Origin of the sequence: Streptomyces sp. NPDC127595 (genome assembly GCF_042671685.1) — a bacterium.
GTDB lineage: Bacteria > Actinomycetota > Actinomycetes > Streptomycetales > Streptomycetaceae > Streptomyces.
In genome coordinates, this window is sequence record NZ_JBHXWK010000002.1 from 82,997 (window position 1) to 100,468 (window position 17,472).

At 71.4% G+C, this 17,472-nt stretch carries 20 protein-coding genes; 12 read left to right on the top strand and 8 right to left on the bottom strand.

Annotation, left to right across the window (positions count from 1 at the left end; genetic code table 11):
- Window positions 1-73: 73 nt before the first annotated feature.
- On the top strand, window positions 74-739 hold the full coding sequence (locus ACFVKT_RS06785) for a DedA family protein (RefSeq protein ID WP_385728340.1): 666 nt from the start codon (window positions 74-76) through the stop codon (window positions 737-739).
- Window positions 740-983: 244 nt separating this feature from the next.
- Here ACFVKT_RS06785 and ACFVKT_RS06790 read toward each other — a convergent pair whose 3' ends face one another.
- Window positions 984-1,517 (bottom strand): gamma carbonic anhydrase family protein, encoded by a 534-nt coding sequence (locus ACFVKT_RS06790; RefSeq protein WP_385728342.1) that lies wholly within the window; start codon window positions 1,515-1,517, stop codon window positions 984-986.
- 130 nt (window positions 1,518-1,647) lie between these two features.
- Between ACFVKT_RS06790 and ACFVKT_RS06795 the strand changes: the two genes are divergently transcribed.
- On the top strand, window positions 1,648-2,445 hold the full coding sequence (locus ACFVKT_RS06795; RefSeq protein ID WP_385728344.1) for an acyltransferase: 798 nt from the start codon (window positions 1,648-1,650) through the stop codon (window positions 2,443-2,445).
- 1 nt (window position 2,446) lies between these two features.
- Here the strand turns inward: ACFVKT_RS06795 and ACFVKT_RS06800 are convergent, their stop codons facing one another.
- Entirely contained in the window at window positions 2,447-3,304 is an 858-nt protein-coding gene (locus ACFVKT_RS06800) for an EamA family transporter (protein ID WP_385728346.1), read from the bottom strand.
- A 92-nt stretch (window positions 3,305-3,396) separates the two neighbouring features.
- Between ACFVKT_RS06800 and ACFVKT_RS06805 the strand changes: the two genes are divergently transcribed.
- Window positions 3,397-3,978, top strand: coding sequence for a helix-turn-helix domain-containing protein (locus ACFVKT_RS06805; protein WP_385728349.1), 582 nt, complete (start codon window positions 3,397-3,399; stop codon window positions 3,976-3,978).
- Between the two features lie 34 nt (window positions 3,979-4,012).
- On the top strand, window positions 4,013-4,570 hold the full coding sequence (locus tag ACFVKT_RS06810; RefSeq protein WP_385728352.1) for a YbaK/EbsC family protein: 558 nt from the start codon (window positions 4,013-4,015) through the stop codon (window positions 4,568-4,570).
- 90 nt (window positions 4,571-4,660) lie between these two features.
- Here ACFVKT_RS06810 and ACFVKT_RS06815 read toward each other — a convergent pair whose 3' ends face one another.
- Window positions 4,661-5,791 carry a cation diffusion facilitator family transporter gene (locus ACFVKT_RS06815; RefSeq protein WP_385728354.1) on the bottom strand — a complete coding sequence of 377 codons (1,131 nt, stop codon included), beginning with the start codon at window positions 5,789-5,791 and terminating at the stop codon, window positions 4,661-4,663.
- Between the two features lie 61 nt (window positions 5,792-5,852).
- On the opposite strand from ACFVKT_RS06815, the gene ACFVKT_RS06820 reads away from it, so the two are divergent.
- The gene (locus ACFVKT_RS06820; protein WP_385728356.1) at window positions 5,853-6,212 is read left to right on the top strand and encodes an ArsR/SmtB family transcription factor; all 360 of its coding nucleotides are present in this window, start codon (window positions 5,853-5,855) and stop codon (window positions 6,210-6,212) included.
- 49 nt (window positions 6,213-6,261) lie between these two features.
- Here the strand turns inward: ACFVKT_RS06820 and ppk2 are convergent, their stop codons facing one another.
- The 3 genes from ppk2 to ACFVKT_RS06835 all read right to left on the bottom strand — a co-directional run bounded on the left by ppk2 (window position 6,262) and on the right by ACFVKT_RS06835 (window position 8,633).
- Entirely contained in the window at window positions 6,262-7,152 is an 891-nt protein-coding gene (gene ppk2, locus ACFVKT_RS06825) for a polyphosphate kinase 2 (RefSeq protein WP_385728358.1), read from the bottom strand.
- Between the two features lie 75 nt (window positions 7,153-7,227).
- Window positions 7,228-7,461, bottom strand: coding sequence for a hypothetical protein (locus tag ACFVKT_RS06830; protein ID WP_385728360.1), 234 nt, complete (start codon window positions 7,459-7,461; stop codon window positions 7,228-7,230).
- A 17-nt stretch (window positions 7,462-7,478) separates the two neighbouring features.
- Entirely contained in the window at window positions 7,479-8,633 is a 1,155-nt protein-coding gene (locus ACFVKT_RS06835; protein ID WP_385728362.1) for an anion permease, read from the bottom strand.
- A gap of 164 nt (window positions 8,634-8,797) precedes the next feature.
- Here ACFVKT_RS06835 and ACFVKT_RS06840 point away from each other — a divergent pair, with 164 nt between their 5' ends.
- The gene (locus ACFVKT_RS06840) at window positions 8,798-9,646 is read left to right on the top strand and encodes an alpha/beta fold hydrolase (protein WP_385728364.1); all 849 of its coding nucleotides are present in this window, start codon (window positions 8,798-8,800) and stop codon (window positions 9,644-9,646) included.
- A gap of 4 nt (window positions 9,647-9,650) precedes the next feature.
- Here the strand turns inward: ACFVKT_RS06840 and ACFVKT_RS06845 are convergent, their stop codons facing one another.
- On the bottom strand, window positions 9,651-10,091 hold the full coding sequence (locus ACFVKT_RS06845) for a GNAT family N-acetyltransferase (protein ID WP_385728366.1): 441 nt from the start codon (window positions 10,089-10,091) through the stop codon (window positions 9,651-9,653).
- Window positions 10,092-10,156: 65 nt separating this feature from the next.
- Complete coding sequence (locus ACFVKT_RS06850) at window positions 10,157-10,564, bottom strand: CoA-binding protein (protein WP_385728368.1); 408 nt, start codon at window positions 10,562-10,564, stop codon at window positions 10,157-10,159.
- 199 nt (window positions 10,565-10,763) lie between these two features.
- Between ACFVKT_RS06850 and ACFVKT_RS06855 the strand changes: the two genes are divergently transcribed.
- The 6 genes from ACFVKT_RS06855 (at window position 10,764) to ACFVKT_RS06880 (ending at window position 17,472) form a co-directional block, all read left to right on the top strand.
- Complete coding sequence (locus tag ACFVKT_RS06855) at window positions 10,764-11,444, top strand: hypothetical protein (protein ID WP_385728370.1); 681 nt, start codon at window positions 10,764-10,766, stop codon at window positions 11,442-11,444.
- Window positions 11,441-11,986 (top strand): SixA phosphatase family protein, encoded by a 546-nt coding sequence (locus ACFVKT_RS06860; RefSeq protein ID WP_385728372.1) that lies wholly within the window; start codon window positions 11,441-11,443, stop codon window positions 11,984-11,986. The genes ACFVKT_RS06855 and ACFVKT_RS06860 overlap by 4 nt, the downstream gene beginning before the upstream one ends.
- Window positions 11,987-12,124: 138 nt before the next feature.
- A complete protein-coding gene (locus ACFVKT_RS06865; protein WP_385728374.1) occupies window positions 12,125-12,256 on the top strand; it encodes a hypothetical protein in 132 nt (43 codons plus the stop codon).
- Between the two features lie 192 nt (window positions 12,257-12,448).
- A complete protein-coding gene (locus ACFVKT_RS06870; protein ID WP_385728376.1) occupies window positions 12,449-13,075 on the top strand; it encodes a YigZ family protein in 627 nt (208 codons plus the stop codon).
- 103 nt (window positions 13,076-13,178) lie between these two features.
- Window positions 13,179-14,342, top strand: a complete 1,164-nt coding sequence (locus ACFVKT_RS06875) for an exonuclease SbcCD subunit D (protein ID WP_385728378.1) — start codon at window positions 13,179-13,181, stop codon at window positions 14,340-14,342.
- Window positions 14,343-14,484: 142 nt separating this feature from the next.
- Window positions 14,485-17,472 (top strand): AAA family ATPase, encoded by a 2,988-nt coding sequence (locus ACFVKT_RS06880; protein ID WP_385728380.1) that lies wholly within the window; start codon window positions 14,485-14,487, stop codon window positions 17,470-17,472.

Here is a 17,472-nt window from a genome sequence, read left to right on the forward strand (position 1 = left end):
ATCAGAGACGCTGCCCGGCGCGCACTCGCTGCTCGCTTCGAACGCAGGGCGGGCGAAACGGGAGGAACCGGCGTTGCACGTCCAGGAATGGCTAGAGACGGTGCCCGCGGTCGCCGTCTACGCGCTGGTGGGGCTGGTCATCGGCCTGGAGAGCCTCGGCATCCCGTTGCCCGGCGAGATCATCCTGGTCTCCGCGGCACTGCTCTCCTCGCAGCACGCCGGGGTCAACCCGGTCGTCCTCGGGGCGTGCGCCACCGCGGGAGCGATCGTCGGCGACTCGATCGGCTACGCCATCGGCCGCAAGGGCGGACGGCCACTCCTTGCCTGGCTGGGCGCCAAGTTCCCCAGGCACTTCGGTGAGGCGCACATCGCGACGGCCGAGCGGTCCTTCGAGAAGTGGGGCATGTGGGCCGTCTTCTTCGGCCGTTTCATCGCCCTGCTGCGGATCTTCGCGGGCCCGCTCGCGGGCGTCCTGAAGATGCCGTACTGGAAGTTCCTGATCGCCAACGTCCTCGGTGGGATCATCTGGGCCGGCGGCACCACCGCCGTCATCTACTACGTGGGCGTGGTCGCCGAGGACTGGCTCAAGCGCTTCTCCTATCTCGGTCTGGTCCTCGCAGTGCTCATCGGGCTCGCCTCGATGCTGATCGTGCGCCGCAAGGCGAAGAGGGCGGCGGCGCGCCACGAGGCGGCCGAGGCCGCCGAGACACCGGCCGTGCCGGCGCCCGCCGTCGACTGATTCACGCGGGGCCCGTACGAGGCACCCGAGTCGGCTGAAGCGCCGGCTGCGTCGGCGACTGCTTCAGGCTGGGCCGGCATCGGGCCGCTGAGCTCGTTGATGCACTGGCTGTTCCGGGCGCTCGCCGTCGACTGGTTGCCGCCGGGCCGGCTGGAGCAGCGGTTGTGCTGGCCGACTGGTTGCCGCCGGGCCGGCTGAAGCACCGGCCGTGCCGGCCGACTGAGTCCGACCGGACCGGACTCGGTCAGTTCCCCTCGTGCACCGCGCGATGTGCCTTCGCGCGCTCGGTGTACCGCCTGCCGTTCTCCGAGATGCCCGCGCGCTCCTCGTCGGTCAGCTCGCGTCTGACCTTGGCCGGTACGCCGGCGACCAGCGAGCCCGGGGGTACGCGCATGCCCTGCGGCACCAGCGCCTGCGCGGCCACCATGGAACCGGCGCCGATCACCGCGCCGTTGAGGACCGTCGCGCCCATCCCGACCAGGCAGCCGTCCTCGAGGGTGGCGCCGTGGATCACCGCGTTGTGCCCGACGGAGACGCGCTCGCCGACGGTGACGGGGAAGCCCGGGTCGACGTGGAGCGTGCAGTTGTCCTGGATGTTGCTGTCGGCGCCGATGACGATCGGGCCGGCTTCGGCACGCAGCACCGCGCCGTACCAGACGCTCGCCCCCGCGTGCAGAGTCACCTCGCCGATCACCACGGACATCGGTGCCGCGAACGCCTCCGGGTCCACCTTCGGCTCCTTGCCGCCGAACTCCGCGATCAGCGCCCGCTGCGTCATCACCGTCTCCTTCTCGTCGATTCACCGGCACCGTATGCCATCGAAATGCCATCGGGTGCGGGCCCGGGTGGGGCGAAGATCACAGCCGTACGACCGCATCGGCACACCGCGTGCTGAGTACCGTGAGCGGGTGCCCACGAACAGGAACACGTTCTCATCATGGCGGCGCCACCTCGCGCAGCGTGCCGTCCACGCGGGCTGGGCCTGGGTGCAGCGCACAGGCGCGATCACGGCCGAACACCCGGGCCGGTTCCGCTTCGGCGCGATGGGAACAGGTAGCAGACTGGCCTTCCCGCTCGGCACTGTCTTCGGTGAACCGTGGATCCACCTGGGCTCTCACTGCATCGTCGGCGAACAGGTCACGCTGACCGCCGGCCTGATGCCCGACCTCGACCTCGGCCCCGACCCGATCCTGCGCATCGGCGACGGTGTCGTGCTCGGCCGCGGCAGCCATGTCATCGCCGACACGACGGTCACCATCGGCAGCGACTGCTACTTCGGGCCGTATGTGTACATCACGTCCACGAACCACTCGTACGACGATCCGCACATGCCCATCGGGAAACAGTGGCCGCGGATGGAGCCGGTGGAGATCGGGCCCGGCTGCTGGATCGGGACCGGGGCGGTGATCCTGCCGGGCGCGCGGATCGGGCGGAACGTGGTGGTGGCCGCCGGTGCGGTGGTACGGGGTGAGGTGCCGGACCATGCCGTTGTGGCAGGGGCGCCCGCTCGCGTCGTACGGCGCTGGGACGTGGTGGACGGATGGCAGCCACCGCTGCGGACGCCGGCGCCGGTGCCGATTCCCGACGGGGTGACGCCGGAGCAGTTGTCGGCGCTGTCGGGGCTCGACGAGGAGACGGCGGCGCGCCTGGCGGAGCTGGACCTCGACGTTCAGGGCGCCCCCGGGGACGTACGCACCGAGAGCTGACTCAGCCCGTCGCCAGCAGGACCGTGCCGACCAGGGCCAGACCCGCGCCCGCCGCCTGGACTCCGCGCAGCCGCTCGCTGAGGATGCCGCGTGCGGCCAGGGCCGTGACCACCGGATACAGCGAGGCGAGGACGGCGGCGACGGTGACCGGGCCGTGCTGGGCGGCGATCGAGTACGTGCCGTTGGTCGCCACGTCGGCGAGGCCGACGAAGGCGAGCGCGGGGAGCAGGGTCCATGGGAGACCGCCCTCGGGGAGGGCCTTGGCGCCGCGCTTCACCGAGATGCAGAGGGCCGTGCCGCCCGCCGCCACATTGGTCACGCGCTGCACGAAGAGGGCGAGGAAGAGGCCGGTGAGGTTCGTCGAGGCCTCCGCGATCAGGGACATCACCGCGCCGAAGCCGAAGGCGGCGAGGAGGGTGAGCAGGACGGCCTGCCGCTGGACGGGGGCGCCCTTGAGCTGCGGCCCACCCGCGAGCACGACCCCGACGACGGCGACCGCGATGCCCGCGAACTGGAGCAGACCCGGGCGCTCGCCCAGGACGAGTCCCACGCCCACCGGCACGGCGACGCCCAGTGAGCCGAGCGGTGAGACGACGCCCATCGGGCCGAGCGCCAGCGCCTTGTAGAAGGAGAGCATCGCGACCGGACCGACCAGGCCCGCGGCCACCGCGAACCACAGCTGCGGTCCGGCCTCGCTCCACCCGCCGGTGGCGAGCACGACCACGCCCAGGACGCCCGCCGCGATCGTCTGCGAGGCGACGACCACCGAGAGGGCGGGCATACGTCGGGTCAGCAGTCCTCCGCCGAAGTCGGCCATGCCCCACAGGAGGCTGGTGGCCAGGGCGAAGAGTGCTGTCATGAGTCCCTCGCAGTACAGTTTGGTGAACAATCTGGTGCACCACACCATAGTGCAGTGAATTGAACTCTGTCATTCAGAATATTGGACGGAATGTGTCGGACCTCGACCTGCTGACCCAGTCCCTGGCGCGCAACGTCAAGCGTTGGAGAACCGAGCGCGGCTTCACGCTGGACGCGCTCGCCGCCCGTGCCGGAGTCAGCCGCGGCATGCTCATCCAGATCGAGCAGGCCAGGACCAACCCCAGCCTCGGCACCGTCGTCAAGATCGGTGACGCGCTCGGCATCAGCATCACGACCCTCCTCGACTACGAGCAGGGCCCCAAGGTCCGGATCGTCCCGGCCGAACAGGCCGTACGGCTGTGGCACACCGACGCCGGCAGCTACAACCGGCTCCTTGCGGGCACCGAGGCGCCGGGACCGCTGGAGATGTGGGACTGGCGGCTGATGCCCGGCGAGGGCAGCCCCTCGGACCCGCACCCCACCGGCACGGTCGAACTCCTCCACGTCACGGCGGGCGAGCTGACCCTCACCGTCGACGGCATCGAGCACCGCGTGCCCGCGGGCGCCAGCGCCTCCTTCGAGGCCAACACCCCTCACACGTACGGCAATGACAGTGACGCGCCGGTGGAGATGATCATGACTGTGTCGGTGCCGGGCGTGCACCGGGACTCCTGACCGAGGGCTCGCGCGCGGCTGTTAGCGTGCCGTCATGCGCGCACCGATCGGACACTTCGACCACGCCACGCCCGCCCCCGACTGCCTCGGCGAACTCACCCGCCCGGTCGCAGACGCCGTACGCGACTGGCGCGGAGACATCCCCGCCGACCAGATCGTCTATGTCGAAACGGACCCGGTCTGGGCCGACACCGCGACCTTCGTCGAGCACTACGGCAAGGAACTGCTCGACCAGTCCGCCAACTGCGTGGTCGTCGCGGGCAAGCGTGGCGGCGAGACCACGCTCGCCGCGTGTGTGGTCCTGTCCGCGACCCGCGTCGACGTCAACGGCGCGGTCCGCCGCCAACTCGGCGCCCGCAAGGCCTCGTTCGCGTCGATGGACATCGCGACCGGAGAGACCGGCATGGAGTACGGCGGCATCACCCCCATCGGACTCCCCGGCGCCTGGCCGGTGTTGGTGGACTCGGCGGTCGTCGAGCTGCCGTATGTACTGGTGGGAAGCGGGCGGCGACGCGGAAAGCTTCTGGTGCCGGGGAAGCTTTTCGCGGAACTGCCCAACGTGGTGGTGCTGGAGGGGCTCGGCGTCGCCTGAACGAAGGGTCAGGTGACGCGTCGGGCGATGGCTTGATGGGCCGCGTCAGATGTGGGTGCCGTCGCCCGGTGCCTGTCGCCTGACGGCGGGTCAGACCGTGGCGTGATGCGCCAGCGTCAGATGCGGGTCGCTCTCGCCCGGTGCGGGGGCGGGATCGGCGTGGACCAGGGCCGCGGTGAGCTTCGGTACGGCGTGCAGCAGGGCGTGTTCGGCCTCCACGGCGATGTCGTGGGCCCGGCGTACGCTCACCTCGCCGTCGACCACGACCGCCACCTCGGCGCGCAGCCGGTGCCCGATCCAGCGCAGCCGCAGCTCACCCACCCCGTGCACACCCGGCACCTCGCGCAGAGCCTCCTCGGCCCGGTCCACCATCGCCGGGTCGACCGCGTCCATCACGCGTCGGAACACCTCGCGTGCGGCATCCCGCAGCACCAGCAGGATCGCGGCAGTGATCGCCAACCCCACCAGCGGGTCGGCGAGTTGCCAGCCGAGTGCCGCGCCTCCCGCACCCACAAGGACGGCCAGTGAGGTGAATCCGTCCGTACGGGCGTGGAGTCCGTCCGCCACCAACGCGGCCGAGCCGATCTCGCGGCCGACGCGGATGCGGTGGCGGGCGACCCACTCGTTGCCGAGGAAGCCGATGAACGCGGCGACGGCGACGACCGGGATGTGGTGGACCGGCCGGGGGTTCAGCAGCCGGTCGACCGCTGTCCAGGCCGCGAAGGCGGCGGACGCGGCGATCGTCAGCACGATCACGATGCCCGCGAGGTCCTCCGCCCGGCCGTAGCCGTAGGTGAACCGTCGCGTCGCCGCGCGGCGGCCCAGTACGAAGGCGATCCCGAGCGGCACGGCGGTGAGGGCGTCGGCCGCGTTGTGCACCGTGTCGCCGAGCAGCGCGACCGATCCCGAGAACACGACAACGACCGCCTGCGCGGCGGCAGTTGCGCCGAGGACGAGGAGGGAGACCCAGAGGGCGCGCATGCCTCGGGCCGACGACTCCAGGGCAGAGTCGAGTTTGTCGGCGGTTTCGTGGGAGTGGGGGGTGAGGAGGTGGCGTAGGCGGTGCGGGAAGCGGCGGGGGTGGGAGTGGCCCTCGGGGCGGTCGTGGGTGTGACTCCGGCCGTGCGCGTGCGCGTGCGCGTGCGTGTGGCCGTGGTCGTGGTCGTGACCCCGATCGTGATCGTGATCGTGATCGTCGGTGTGGGTGTGTTCGTCGCTCACGTGGGCCCCTCTCCGGTGCGCGGAGTGGACGCGGCACCGTCCACGGAGCCATTATGTGCGTATGAGCGCACGCACGCACCTATCACCTGCACACGATGCGCACCCGCGCACTCCTGCTGAAGAACAGTTCGCGCTCGCGGCGGAACTCCTCGCCCTGCTGGGCGATCGCACGCGCCTCGCCCTGCTGCACGCTCTGACCGGCGGAGAAGCCGACGTCAGCACACTCACGGAGGCATGCGGCGCCGCGCGACCGGCCGTCAGCCAGCACCTGGCACGGCTCCGTCTCGCCGGGCTCGTGAACACCCGTAAGGAAGGCCGCCGGGTGATCTACTCACTCGGCGACGGCCATCTGCGCCGGGTGGTCGACGAGGCGCTGAACCTCGCCGACCACCGTCTCAACGACCGCCCGGCTCACGACTGAGAGCGCAACGGCGCGTGCCTCAGCAGGCCGAGCCGGGCCGGCATCCGCGTCAGAAGATGTGGGCGGTGTCGTCCTCGCCCTCTTCCAGCAGGTTCGCCGCCGCGCCCACGACGCTCGGGTCGGGGCTGCCGACGACCTCTTCGTCCTTGTCGGTGTAGTCGAAGCGGGCGAGGACGCTGCGCATGGCCTCGACGCGGGCCCGCTTCTTGTCGTTGCTCTTCACCACGGTCCAGGGCGCCTGTTCGGTGTCCGTCTCGCGGAACATGGCGACCTTGGCGGCGGTGTAGTCGTCCCAGCGGTCCAGCGAGGCCAGGTCCATGGGGCTCAGCTTCCACTGCCGTACGGGGTCGACCTGGCGGATCGTGAAGCGGGTGCGCTGCTCGCCCTGCGAGACCGAGAACCAGAACTTGATCAGGTCCACACCGTCGTCGACCAGCATCCGCTCGAACGCGGGCGCCTGCCGCATGAAGCGCCGGTACTCGTCGTCCGTGGCGAAGCCCATGACGCGCTCGACGCCGGCGCGGTTGTACCAGGACCGGTCGAACATCACTATCTCGCCCGCGGTCGGCAGATGCTCCACGTACCGCTGGAAGTACCACTGCCCGCGCTCGCGCTCGGTCGGCTTCTCAAGAGCCACGACCCGTGCGCCACGCGGATTCAGATGCTCGGTGAAGCGCTTGATCGTGCCGCCCTTGCCGGCCGCGTCCCGTCCTTCGAAGACGATGACGAGCCGTCGCCCGGACTCCTTTATCCAGCTCTGCAGCTTCAGCAGTTCTATCTGCTGGAGGCGCTTGTGCCAGTCGTACTCCTTGCGCTCCATGCGCTCCGGATACGGGTAGTTCTCCCGCCAGGTATCGACCGGGCTGCCGTCAGGGCGGATCAGCACGGGGTCGTCGTGATCGCTGTAGTCGACACTCATTCCCGCCATCAGTGGCGTCATGTCAGCCTTCCCTTCTCCCGGTGCGTCAATGTCAATGTCTGCGCCAGTACCAGTGCCCGACTTCGGTGTCGGGTCTCAGTGGAACTGCGGCACGATCAGGTAGATCCCGTACGCCACCACGGCCGCGCAGGCCAGGAAGCAGAGCCCGGCCTGGGCGAACGCCAGGGTGTCGGTGCCGCCGTCACCTTCGCGCGCGGACTCGACCCGGGCCAGGCCCAGCACGCCGAGGGCGAAGACGACCACCACTCCGACGGTAACTCCCGTGCTCACCGCGGCAACCTCGCCGAGTGCGCTCCAGTCGATATTCATGTCCGAAACTCCCCGGGTCAGGCGGCCGTGCCGACATCGGCCGGCGTCGCGCTGCGGATGGTGACCTCATGGCCGTCGTTCACGTTCTTGGCGCTCACCGGGTTGCGGCGCGAGGCGATCACGATGGCCGCGGCGACGGCCAGGGCGACTAGTGCGATCACCACGATGCCGAAGGTCCCGCCGTGCGTCACCACGCTCGCGGAGACCCCGCCGACCAGCGCGGCCGCGGGCAGCGTGACCAGCCAGGCGATCACCATGCGGCCCGCCGTGCCCCAGCGGACCTCGGCCAGACGCCTGCCCAGGCCGGCGCCGAGGATGCCGCCCGAGCAGACCTGTGTGGTGGAGAGCGCGAAACCCATGTGGGCCGAGGTGAGAATCACAGTCGTGGAGGCCGCCTCGGCGGCGAAGCCCTGGGGCGACTGGATGTCGGTGAGGCCCTTGCCCATGGTGCGGATGATCCGCCAGCCGCCCAGATAGGTACCGAGCCCGATGGCGAGACCGGCCGATGCGATCACCCACACGGGGGGACCGGCGTCGTGGCCCAGCGCCCCCGCCGAGATCAGCGTCAGGGTGATCACGCCCATCGTCTTCTGCGCGTCGTTGGTGCCGTGGGCCAGCGAGACCAGCGAGGCCGAGGCGATCTGGCCGAGCCGGAAGCCCTTGGTCACCGTCTTCTCACGGGTCCGTGCGGTGATCCGGTACGCAAGGTAGGTGGCCAGCAGCGCGGCGATGCCCGCCACGAGGGGCGAGGCCACGGCCGGGATCAGGATCTTCTGCACCACCATGTCGAAGTGCACGCCGTGCTCACCCGCGCCGACCCACACCGCTCCGATCAGTCCGCCGAACAGGGCGTGCGAGGAACTGGAAGGAAGCCCGACGAGCCAGGTCATCAGATTCCACAGAATCGCCCCGACCAGGCCGGCGAAGATCATGCCTGGTGTGACCAGGGTGTCGTCGACGATGCCGCCCGAGATCGTCTTGGCGACCTCGGTGGAGAGGAAGGCTCCGACGACGTTCAGGATGCCGCTGATCAGTACGGCTGTTCGCGGTTTGAGCGCACCGGTGGCGATGGACGTGGCCATCGCGTTCGCCGTGTCGTGGAAACCGTTGGTGAAGTCGAACGCCAGCGCCGTGACGATGACGACCGCCACGAGGAACGTGATGTGGTCCATTCTTCGATGGAAGCAATCGCATCTGTACACATGGCTAACCTGAGGCAAAGCCCGCGTATGGCCGGGTAAAGGTGAACATCTGTTTGCGGTCGTATCGGTCCAGGTCGGGCTGTTGCCGAGCCGGGTGCTTGCGGTGATCGCCGGTCGGTCAGCAGGATGGCCGGATGCCCGCCTTCACCGCTCCCGACGGCACCGAACTCGCCTATCACGTGATGGGCGAGGGCGAGCCGCTGCTCTGTCTGCCCGGTGGCCCGATGCGCGCCTCCGCCTATCTCGGCGATCTCGGCGGACTGTCGCAACACCGCAGGCTGATCGTGCTCGATCTGCGGGGCACCGGCGCCTCCGGCATTCCGGCCGACCCGGCGACGTACCGCTGCGACCGGCAGGTCGCCGACGTCGAGGCCCTCCGCGCGCACCTCGGGCTGGAGCGCGTCGATCTTCTCGCCCACTCGGCGGGCGGCGACCTGGCCCTTCTCTACGCGGCCCGGCACCCGGGGTGCGTCCGCACCCTCACGCTCGTCACCGGCCGTGCGCGCGCCCTGGGTGTCGACTTCACCGAGGAGCATCGTCGGGAGGCTGCCGCGCTGCGAAAGGACGAGCCGTGGTTCGCTGATGCGAACGAATCCTACGAGCGGATCTGGGCCGGATACGGGACCGAGGCGGACTGGGACGCGGTCACTCCGTTCTTCTATGGCCGTTGGGACACGGCGGCCCGGATGCACGCAGCTAGCCACGTCGAGCAGTCCAACGAAGAGGCCGCGGACCTGTACGCGTCTCCCGGAGCCTTCGACCCGGCCGGAGCCCGTGCGGTCGTCGCCGGGTGGGACGCGCGGGTTCTGGTCCTCGCGGGAGAGCTGGACAGCGGCCCGCTTCCCCGGGTGGCCGCCTCGATCGCTGAGTTGTTCCGCGAGGCGGAGACAGTGGTTCTGCCCGGCGCCGGTCACTTTCCCTGGCTCGACGACCCCCGCCGCTTCACGGAGGCCGTCACCACCTTCCTCGGCCACGCACACTGACTCCTCAGGCCAGGCGCAGGTCGATCCACTGGACGGTGTCTCCCGGCAGCGAGTACCGCTCGACTTCGGTGAACCCGTGCTTCTCGGCGAACCGCAGCCCGTCCTCGTTGGACGCCAGGACGACGGTCTCGATCACCTCGGCGCCCCACTCGCGCGCCTGACCGAGGCCGCGGGCGTAGAGCTCCTCGCCGAAGCCCCGGCCGCGGTGTTCGGCGAGCACCCGGGCGATCACCGTGGCGGTGGCGCTGTCGTCCGCGGGCGGGCGCACCGTCGTGCAGCCGACCAGGACATCACCGAGGTACGCGACCTCGAGGCGGTAGCGCCGCACACGCTCCCGTACGTCGTCCAGTGACATGGCGGCGGGCGGGACGATCACGTTGTGGACGTGCTGCCAGTCCCTGAGACGGGCCTCGTCGTCCGGCTGCTCGATACGAAGGGTGGACACCGGAGCAGGGAACCCGTGATCAGCGAGAGGTGTCAACCGCTTTCGCCGCTCGGGCCAGTTGAGGGTCAGCGCATCCGGCCGTACTCGATCGCGGGGCAGCGGTCCATGACCATGTCCAGGCCCGCCGCACGCGTCCGGTCGAACGCCCCCTCGTCGATGACATCGAGCTGGAACCAGACCGCCTTGGCGCCGATGCTTACGGCCTCGTCGGCGACGGGTCCCGCGAGGTCGCTGTTGACGAAGACGTCCACGACGTCGACGTCGAAGGGGATGTCCTCAAGGGAGGCGTAGCCCTGCTCGCCGAGGACCGTTTCCGCCTTCGGATGGACCGGCACGATCCGCTTGCCGTGCCGCTGCAGGACCTCGGCGACACCGTATGCCGCGCGCCGCCGGTTGGTGGAGAGGCCCACGACCGCCCAGGTGTCACCAAGGTCCTGGAGAATCCTGCGAGTCGTCTCGTCGTCGCCGTACATGGCCTGTCTCCTCTGTCCCGACGCCTCGCCCCTCCCGTCGAAGGGCGCCTGTGCCGGGCAACAGCCCCGGGCGCCCGGCGATTCCCGATGGGCTCCGGGGGCCGCCCGGGCGAGCGGAATACCTCTACGGGGGCTCGGTGCTGTCCGGAATAGGTTCGACCTCCCTGCGCCCGGCCCTCCGCGCGCCTACGCTCACTTCGTGCTGCGTATCACCGATGTTCGAACAGGCGAGTCCACCGATGCCGTCCGCGCCCGACGGGTGCTGGCCCGTGTCCAGGTGCATCTGCCGGGGGCCGACACGTCCGCGCTGCGGGTGCTGCTGGTCGCCGATGTGCTCGCCCGGGCCCTGGAACTCGGCGGGACGCCCACCGTCACCGCGGCCGACCCGCCCCCGGACCTCCGGGCGCGCGCCGACGCGCTCGGCATCCGCCGCGCCGAAGCGGGTACGGCCGGCGCGGGCCCGGCCCTTCATGTCCTCGCGCCGGGCTACACCGCCACGGAGGGCATCCGGGTCGAGGTCGCCCCGGTCACCGGCACGGCCGATCCGGCCCTGCTGCGCATGATCCTGCTCGCGACCCCGCGCCGGGAGCCCGTCGACCTCGCCGCCGCCGACCTCGAAGGCGCTCGCGAGACGCTCGCACGCTGGCGGAAGGCGGTCGCCACCTGGGCGACGCGTCCGTCCAAGCCCGTCCCCGAAGCCGTACGGCAGGAACTGCGGGCCGCATGGGAGGACGACCTCGACGTGCCCGCCGTACTCGACGTGTTGCGGCGCGTGGAGAGCGCCGAGGACGTGCCGGAAGGCGCCCGGTTCGAGACGTACGCCTACGCGGACCGTCTCCTTGGGCTCGAACTCACCCGCGACATCGGCTCGGTGCTGTGAACGCCCGCGCCGGGACCGTCCCGCTGCGCAGACTCGTCGTCCTGCGGCACGCCAAGTCCGCCTGGCCCGTGGGAGTGGCCGACCATGAACGGCCCCTCGCGCCGCGCGGCCTCCGCGACGCCCCGGCCGCCGGTCGCGCCCTCGCCGACGCCGACTGCCTCCCGGACCTCGCGCTGTGCTCGACCGCTGAACGGGCCCGGCAGACCTGGGAGTTGGCCGCCGCACAGTGGGGCACTCCACCTCCGGTGCGCCTGGAACGGCGGTTGTACGGCGCCGACGTACCGGAGTTGCTGGCAGCGGTGTCCGAAGTCCCCGATCACGTACTGACGTTGCTGCTGATCGGGCACAACCCGGGTCTGGAGGAGCTGGTGCTCGAACTGGCCGGGGACAGCCTCGGCGACGCGCTGGACGACGTACGGACGAAGTTCCCTACCTCGGCTGTCGCGATCCTCGCCTGGCACGGCGCCGACTGGAACGAACTCGTCCCCGGCACGGCGCTGTTGACGGACATGGTCGTGCCGAGGGGCAAGAAGCACGCCTGACCCACGTGAAAATCCCCGCGATCCTGATGCCGTCGGGGCGCTCGGTGACATGGGTGACCAGCGTGCAGAAGAGCAGGTTCGTCGTCGTGGGACGGTTCAGATCGGTAGCGTGTCAGTTACAACCAACGGGAGGTAGTTATGACCAAACTTGCGCGAATCGGTGTCATCGCGGCCGGGATCGCCATCGTGATCGCAGGCGCCGGGACCGCAGTCGCCTCGGACGGCGACACCGCGACGCCGAGCATCGTGGCCGGCGCGTACAAGAAGTAGTTGACCGGCGCGGTCCGCTCTCCGTGGGCGGGCCGCGCCGTAGCGCGGTACGCGGTTGAGCAGCCCGGCGAGCGCCGAGGCCCCCGCGAACCATGCCGCGTCGGAGTTCTCTTCGTGCACACCCTCGCCGGGGGCTACCGGGCGGGGACGCCGGCGTGCTCCACGCGTGCGTGGGGCGCATACGCTGGCGTGATGCCGGACGAGTACCGCACAGTGGCCCGCGCGGGCGTGCACGAGACCGAGGTCAACCGCTCCCGTTTCCTGTGCGCCCTCGCCCCGGCCGCCACCGAGCGTGAGGCCCAGGACTTCATCGCCCGCATCCGCACGGAAAACGCCGACGCCACCCACAACTGCTTCGCGTACGTCATCGGAGCCGACGCCGCCGTCCAGAAGGCGAGCGACGACGGCGAACCGGGCGGCACCGCGGGCGTCCCCATGCTCCAGATGCTGCTGCGCCGCGACATGCGGTACGTCGTCGCCGTCGTCACCCGCTACTACGGCGGGGTCAAGCTCGGCGCGGGCGGACTGATCAGGGCGTACGGCGGCGCGGTGGGCGAGGCGCTGGACACCCTGGGCACCCTCACCCGCCGGAGGTTCCGGCTGGCCACGGTGACCGTCGACCACCAGCGGGCCGGCAAGGTCCAGAACGATCTACGGTCGACCGGGCGGCAGGTGCGTGACGTTCGCTACGGCGAGGCGGTCACGATCGAGATCGGGCTGCCGGAGGCGGAGGTGGAGCCGTTCCGGGCATGGCTGGCCGATGTCACCGCCGGGACGGCCGGGCTGGAACTCGGCGGGGAGGCGTACGGGGACGCGTGACCCATGCGGGGACGTGTCACCGAGCCGTGTCGCTGTCGGCGGCGAGGGCCGATACGGGAGTAGCCGCCCGTGATGTCCGACCCGCCCGTTAGTCTCGGGGATCATGAGGCTTCTGCACACTTCCGACTGGCATCTCGGCCGGGCGTTCCACCGGGTGAACATGCTCGGCGCCCAGTCAGAGTTCATCGGCCACCTCGTGTCGACCGCGCGTGAGCGTGATGTGGACGCGGTGGTCGTGTCGGGGGATGTGTACGACCGGGCGGTCCCTCCGCTGGCCGCGGTCGAGCTCTTCGACGATGTCCTGCACCGGCTGGCCGACCTCGGAGTGCCGGCGGTGATGATCTCCGGGAACCATGATTCGGCGCGCCGGCTCGGCGTCGGTGCCGGGCTCATCGGGCGGGCGGGCATCCATCTGCGGACCGAGGCCTCGGCCTGCGGCACACCGGTGGTGCTCGCCGACCCGCACGGCGACGTGGCCTTCTACGGGCTGCCTTATCTCGAACCGTCCCTGGTGAAGGACGAGTTCGGGGTGGAGAAGGCGGGCCACGAGGCGGTGCTCGCCGCGGCCATGGACCGGGTCCGCGCCGACCTCGCCACGCGCCCGCCCGGCACCCGCTCCGTGGTCCTCGCGCACGCCTTCGTCACCGGGGGACAGGCCAGCGACAGCGAGCGGGACATCACGGTCGGCGGGGTCGCCGCCGTGCCCGCCGGGGTCTTCGACGGCGTCGACTACACCGCGCTCGGGCATCTGCACGGCAGCCAGACCATCACCGAGCACGTGCGCTACTCGGGCTCCCCGCTGCCGTACTCCTTCTCGGAGACCGACCACCGAAAGAGCATGTGGCTGGTGGACCTCGGCCCCGAGGGCCTGCTCGGCGCCGAGCGGATCGACTGCCCCGTCCCCCGGGCACTCGCCCGCATCCGGGGAGAGCTGGCGGAACTGCTCGCCGATCCGGAGCTGGAGAGGCACGAGGAGGCGTGGGTCGAGGCGACCCTCACCGACCCGGTGCGCCCGGCCGAGCCCATGGCCCGGCTGACCGAGCGCTTCCCGCACACGCTCAGTCTCGTCTTCGAACCGCAGCGGGCGCCGGAGGACCCCGATCTCTCCTACGCCCGGCGGCTGGCGGGCCGCGGCGAGCAGCAGATCGCGGAGGACTTCGTCGCCCATGTGCGCGGCGCGGGCCCCGACGTACGCGAACAGGCGGTGCTGCGGGACGCGTTCGACGCGGTCCGCGCCGACGAGGCCGTACGGGAGGTCGCCCGGTGACGACACATCCACGAGGGACGGCGTTTCCCCGGCAGGCAGCACAGCCACTGGAGGCAGCACCTGCGCGGGAGACCGCACGGCCACTGCCGGCAGCACCTCCACGGGAGACCGCACCTCCGCGCGCCTCCATGGGGGCCGCCCGATGAGGCTGCACCGCCTGGACATCACCGCGTTCGGGCCCTTCGCCGGCGCCCAGCGGGTCGACTTCGACGAACTGTCCGCCGCCGGGCTCTTCCTGCTGCACGGACCGACGGGCGCGGGCAAGACATCCGTGCTCGACGCGGTCTGCTTCGCGCTGTACGGAGCGGTGCCGGGCGCCCGACAGGGCGGTTCGCTGCGCAGCGACCACGCGGCACCCAGCACGCGCACCGAGGTGACCCTCGAACTCTCCGTCGCCGGACGCCGGTTGGAGATCGGCCGGCAGCCGCCCTTCGAGCGGCCCAAGAAGCGCGTCGCGGGCACGACGATCGAGAAGGCGCAGAGCTGGCTGCGCGAGTACGACGCGTCGGCCGGCTCCTGGAAGGACCTCAGCCGCTCCCACCAGGAGATCGGCGAGGAGATCACCCAGCTGCTCGGTATGAGCCGGGAGCAGTTCTGCCAGGTCGTGCTGCTTCCCCAGGGCGACTTCGCGCGTTTCCTGCGGGCGGACGCCGAGGCCCGCGGCAAGCTGCTGGGACGCCTCTTCGACACGCACCGGTTCGCCGAGGTCGAGAAGCGGCTCGCCGAGCGGCGGCGCGTGGCCGAGGGTGAAGTACGCGACGGGGACACGGCGTTGCTCGCCGACGCCCACCGCATGCAACAGGCGGGCGGCGACGCCATGGAGCTGCCCGGCCTCGCGCCGGGAGACCCGGGGCTCGCCGACGCCATCCTGGGCTCCGCCGCGATCGCCCGCAGCACCGCACGTGAACGGCTGACCATCGCCCACTGTGCGCGGCTGGCCGCCGAATCCGCGCAGGTCGCGGCGGGCCACCTATTGGACGACGTGCGCGAGGTGGCCCGGCTGCAGCGCCGGTTCGGCCAGGCGCAGGAGCAGGCCAGGCATTTGGAGGAGCGGGCCGACGACCATCGTGCGACCCAGGTGCGGATGGAGCGGGGCCGCAAGGCCGAGGCGGTGGCCCCCGCGCTCGACCTGCGTGATGCCGCCGAGGCCGAGCATCGACGCGCGACCGCCGAGGAGACACGTACGCGTGCCGCGCTGCCGGAGACGTTCGCCGGAGCCGGTGCGCCCGGACTCGTGTCCGCCGCGCGCAGGGCGGCCGAGGAGCTGGGCGGCCTGGAGTCCGCGCGCCGCGCCGAGCGCCGACTGGCCGAACTCGCCGCGGAGCGCGTCGACCTGGACCGTCAGGAGCGCGCCGACGAGGAGGTGCTCCAGGACGCGGAGAGCTGGCTCGCCACCTGGGAGGCGACCCGGACCGCTCTCGAGGAGCGCATCGAGTCCGCGCAGGAGGCGGCGACGCGCGCCGAGCAGCTCGCCGTGCAGCGCGACCCCGCGCAGGCCCGGCTGAACGCGGCCCGCCAGCGGGATCAGTTCGCCCGCGACACGGACGACGCCCAGCAGCAGGCCCTCGCCTGCCGCGAACGCGCCACGGACGCGCGCGCCCACTGGCTCGACCTGAAGGAACAGCGGCTCCAGGGCATCGCCGCCGAACTCGCCGCCGGTCTCGTCGACGGCGAACCCTGCGCCGTGTGCGGCGGCACCGAACACCCGGCCCCTGCACGGAAGATCGCCGGACACGTCGGCCGGGAGGCCGAGGAACAGGCCCTCGCCGCCTACCAGTTCGCCGACGACCAGCGCACGGAAGCCGAACGGCGGCTCGGTGTGGTCCGGGAGGCGCTGGCCGCGGCGACCGCAGAGGCGGGCGACGCCCCCACGGCGCAACTCGCCGAGCAAGTCGGCGAGTTGGACCGGGAACACGCCGAGGCACGGACCGCCGCATCGGGGCTGCACACCGCACGTGAGCGACTCGCGCAGGCCCGTCTTGAACAGGAACGGCGGGCGGAAGCCCAGCAGCGGGCCGCACTCCGGGCCGCGGCCCGGGTGTCGCACCGCGACCGGAACGACCAGGAAAGAGCCTCCCTGGAGGAGGAGTTGGACCAGGCCCGCGGCACCGCGGGCAGCGTGGCCGCGCGGGCCGCGCAGCTGGAGCGGCAGATGGCGCTGTTCACCGAGGCCGCCGACGCGGTGCGCGCGGCCGAGGACACCGCGCAGCGGCTCAAGGACGCCGACGCGCGACTCGCCGACGCTGCCTTCCGCGCCGGGTTCGACACGCCGCGGGCAGCGTCCGACGCACTGCTCGACGACACGGCTCACCGGGAGCTCCAACGGCGGCTAGACGCCTGGCAGTCGGAGGAGGCAGCGGTACGCGCCGTACTCGCCGAACCCGACACGGTGGCCGCCGCCCAGCAGCCGCCCGCCGACCTGCGGACCGCCGAGCAGGCTGCCGAGTCCGCCGCACGCCGGCTGCGGGAGGCCGCCTCCGCGCAGGACGCTGCGGCCCGGCGCTGCGGGGAACTCGACCGGCTGTCCACGCGCGCGACCGCGTCCGTACGCCGCCTGGCGCCGCTGAGGGAGGCGTACGACCGCGTGGCCCGCATGGCCGGTCTCGCGGCCGGCACCTCGGCGGACAACGAGCGCAAGATGCGCCTGGAGTCCTACGTCCTTGCCGCCCGCCTCGAACAGGTCGCCGCCGCCGCGACCGTCCGGCTGCTGCGTATGTCCTCCGGGCGCTACACCCTCGTGCACTCCGACGACCGCGCCGGGCGTGGCCGCAGCGGGCTCGGACTGCATGTCGTGGACGCCTGGACCGGCCGGGAGCGCGACACGGCGACGCTTTCCGGCGGCGAGACGTTCTTCGCCTCCCTCGCGCTGGCCCTCGGCCTCGCGGACGTCGTCACCGACGAGGCCGGCGGGGTGCGGCTCGACACGCTCTTCATCGACGAGGGCTTCGGCAGCCTCGACGAACAGACCCTCGACGAGGTCCTCGACGTGCTCGACTCCCTGCGGGAGCGCGATCGCAGCGTCGGCATCGTCAGCCATGTCGCCGACCTGCGGCGCCGCATCCACGCCCAGTTGGAAGTCGTGAAGGGGAGAACGGGTTCGGAGGTACGGCAGCGGGGCGACCAGGGGTGA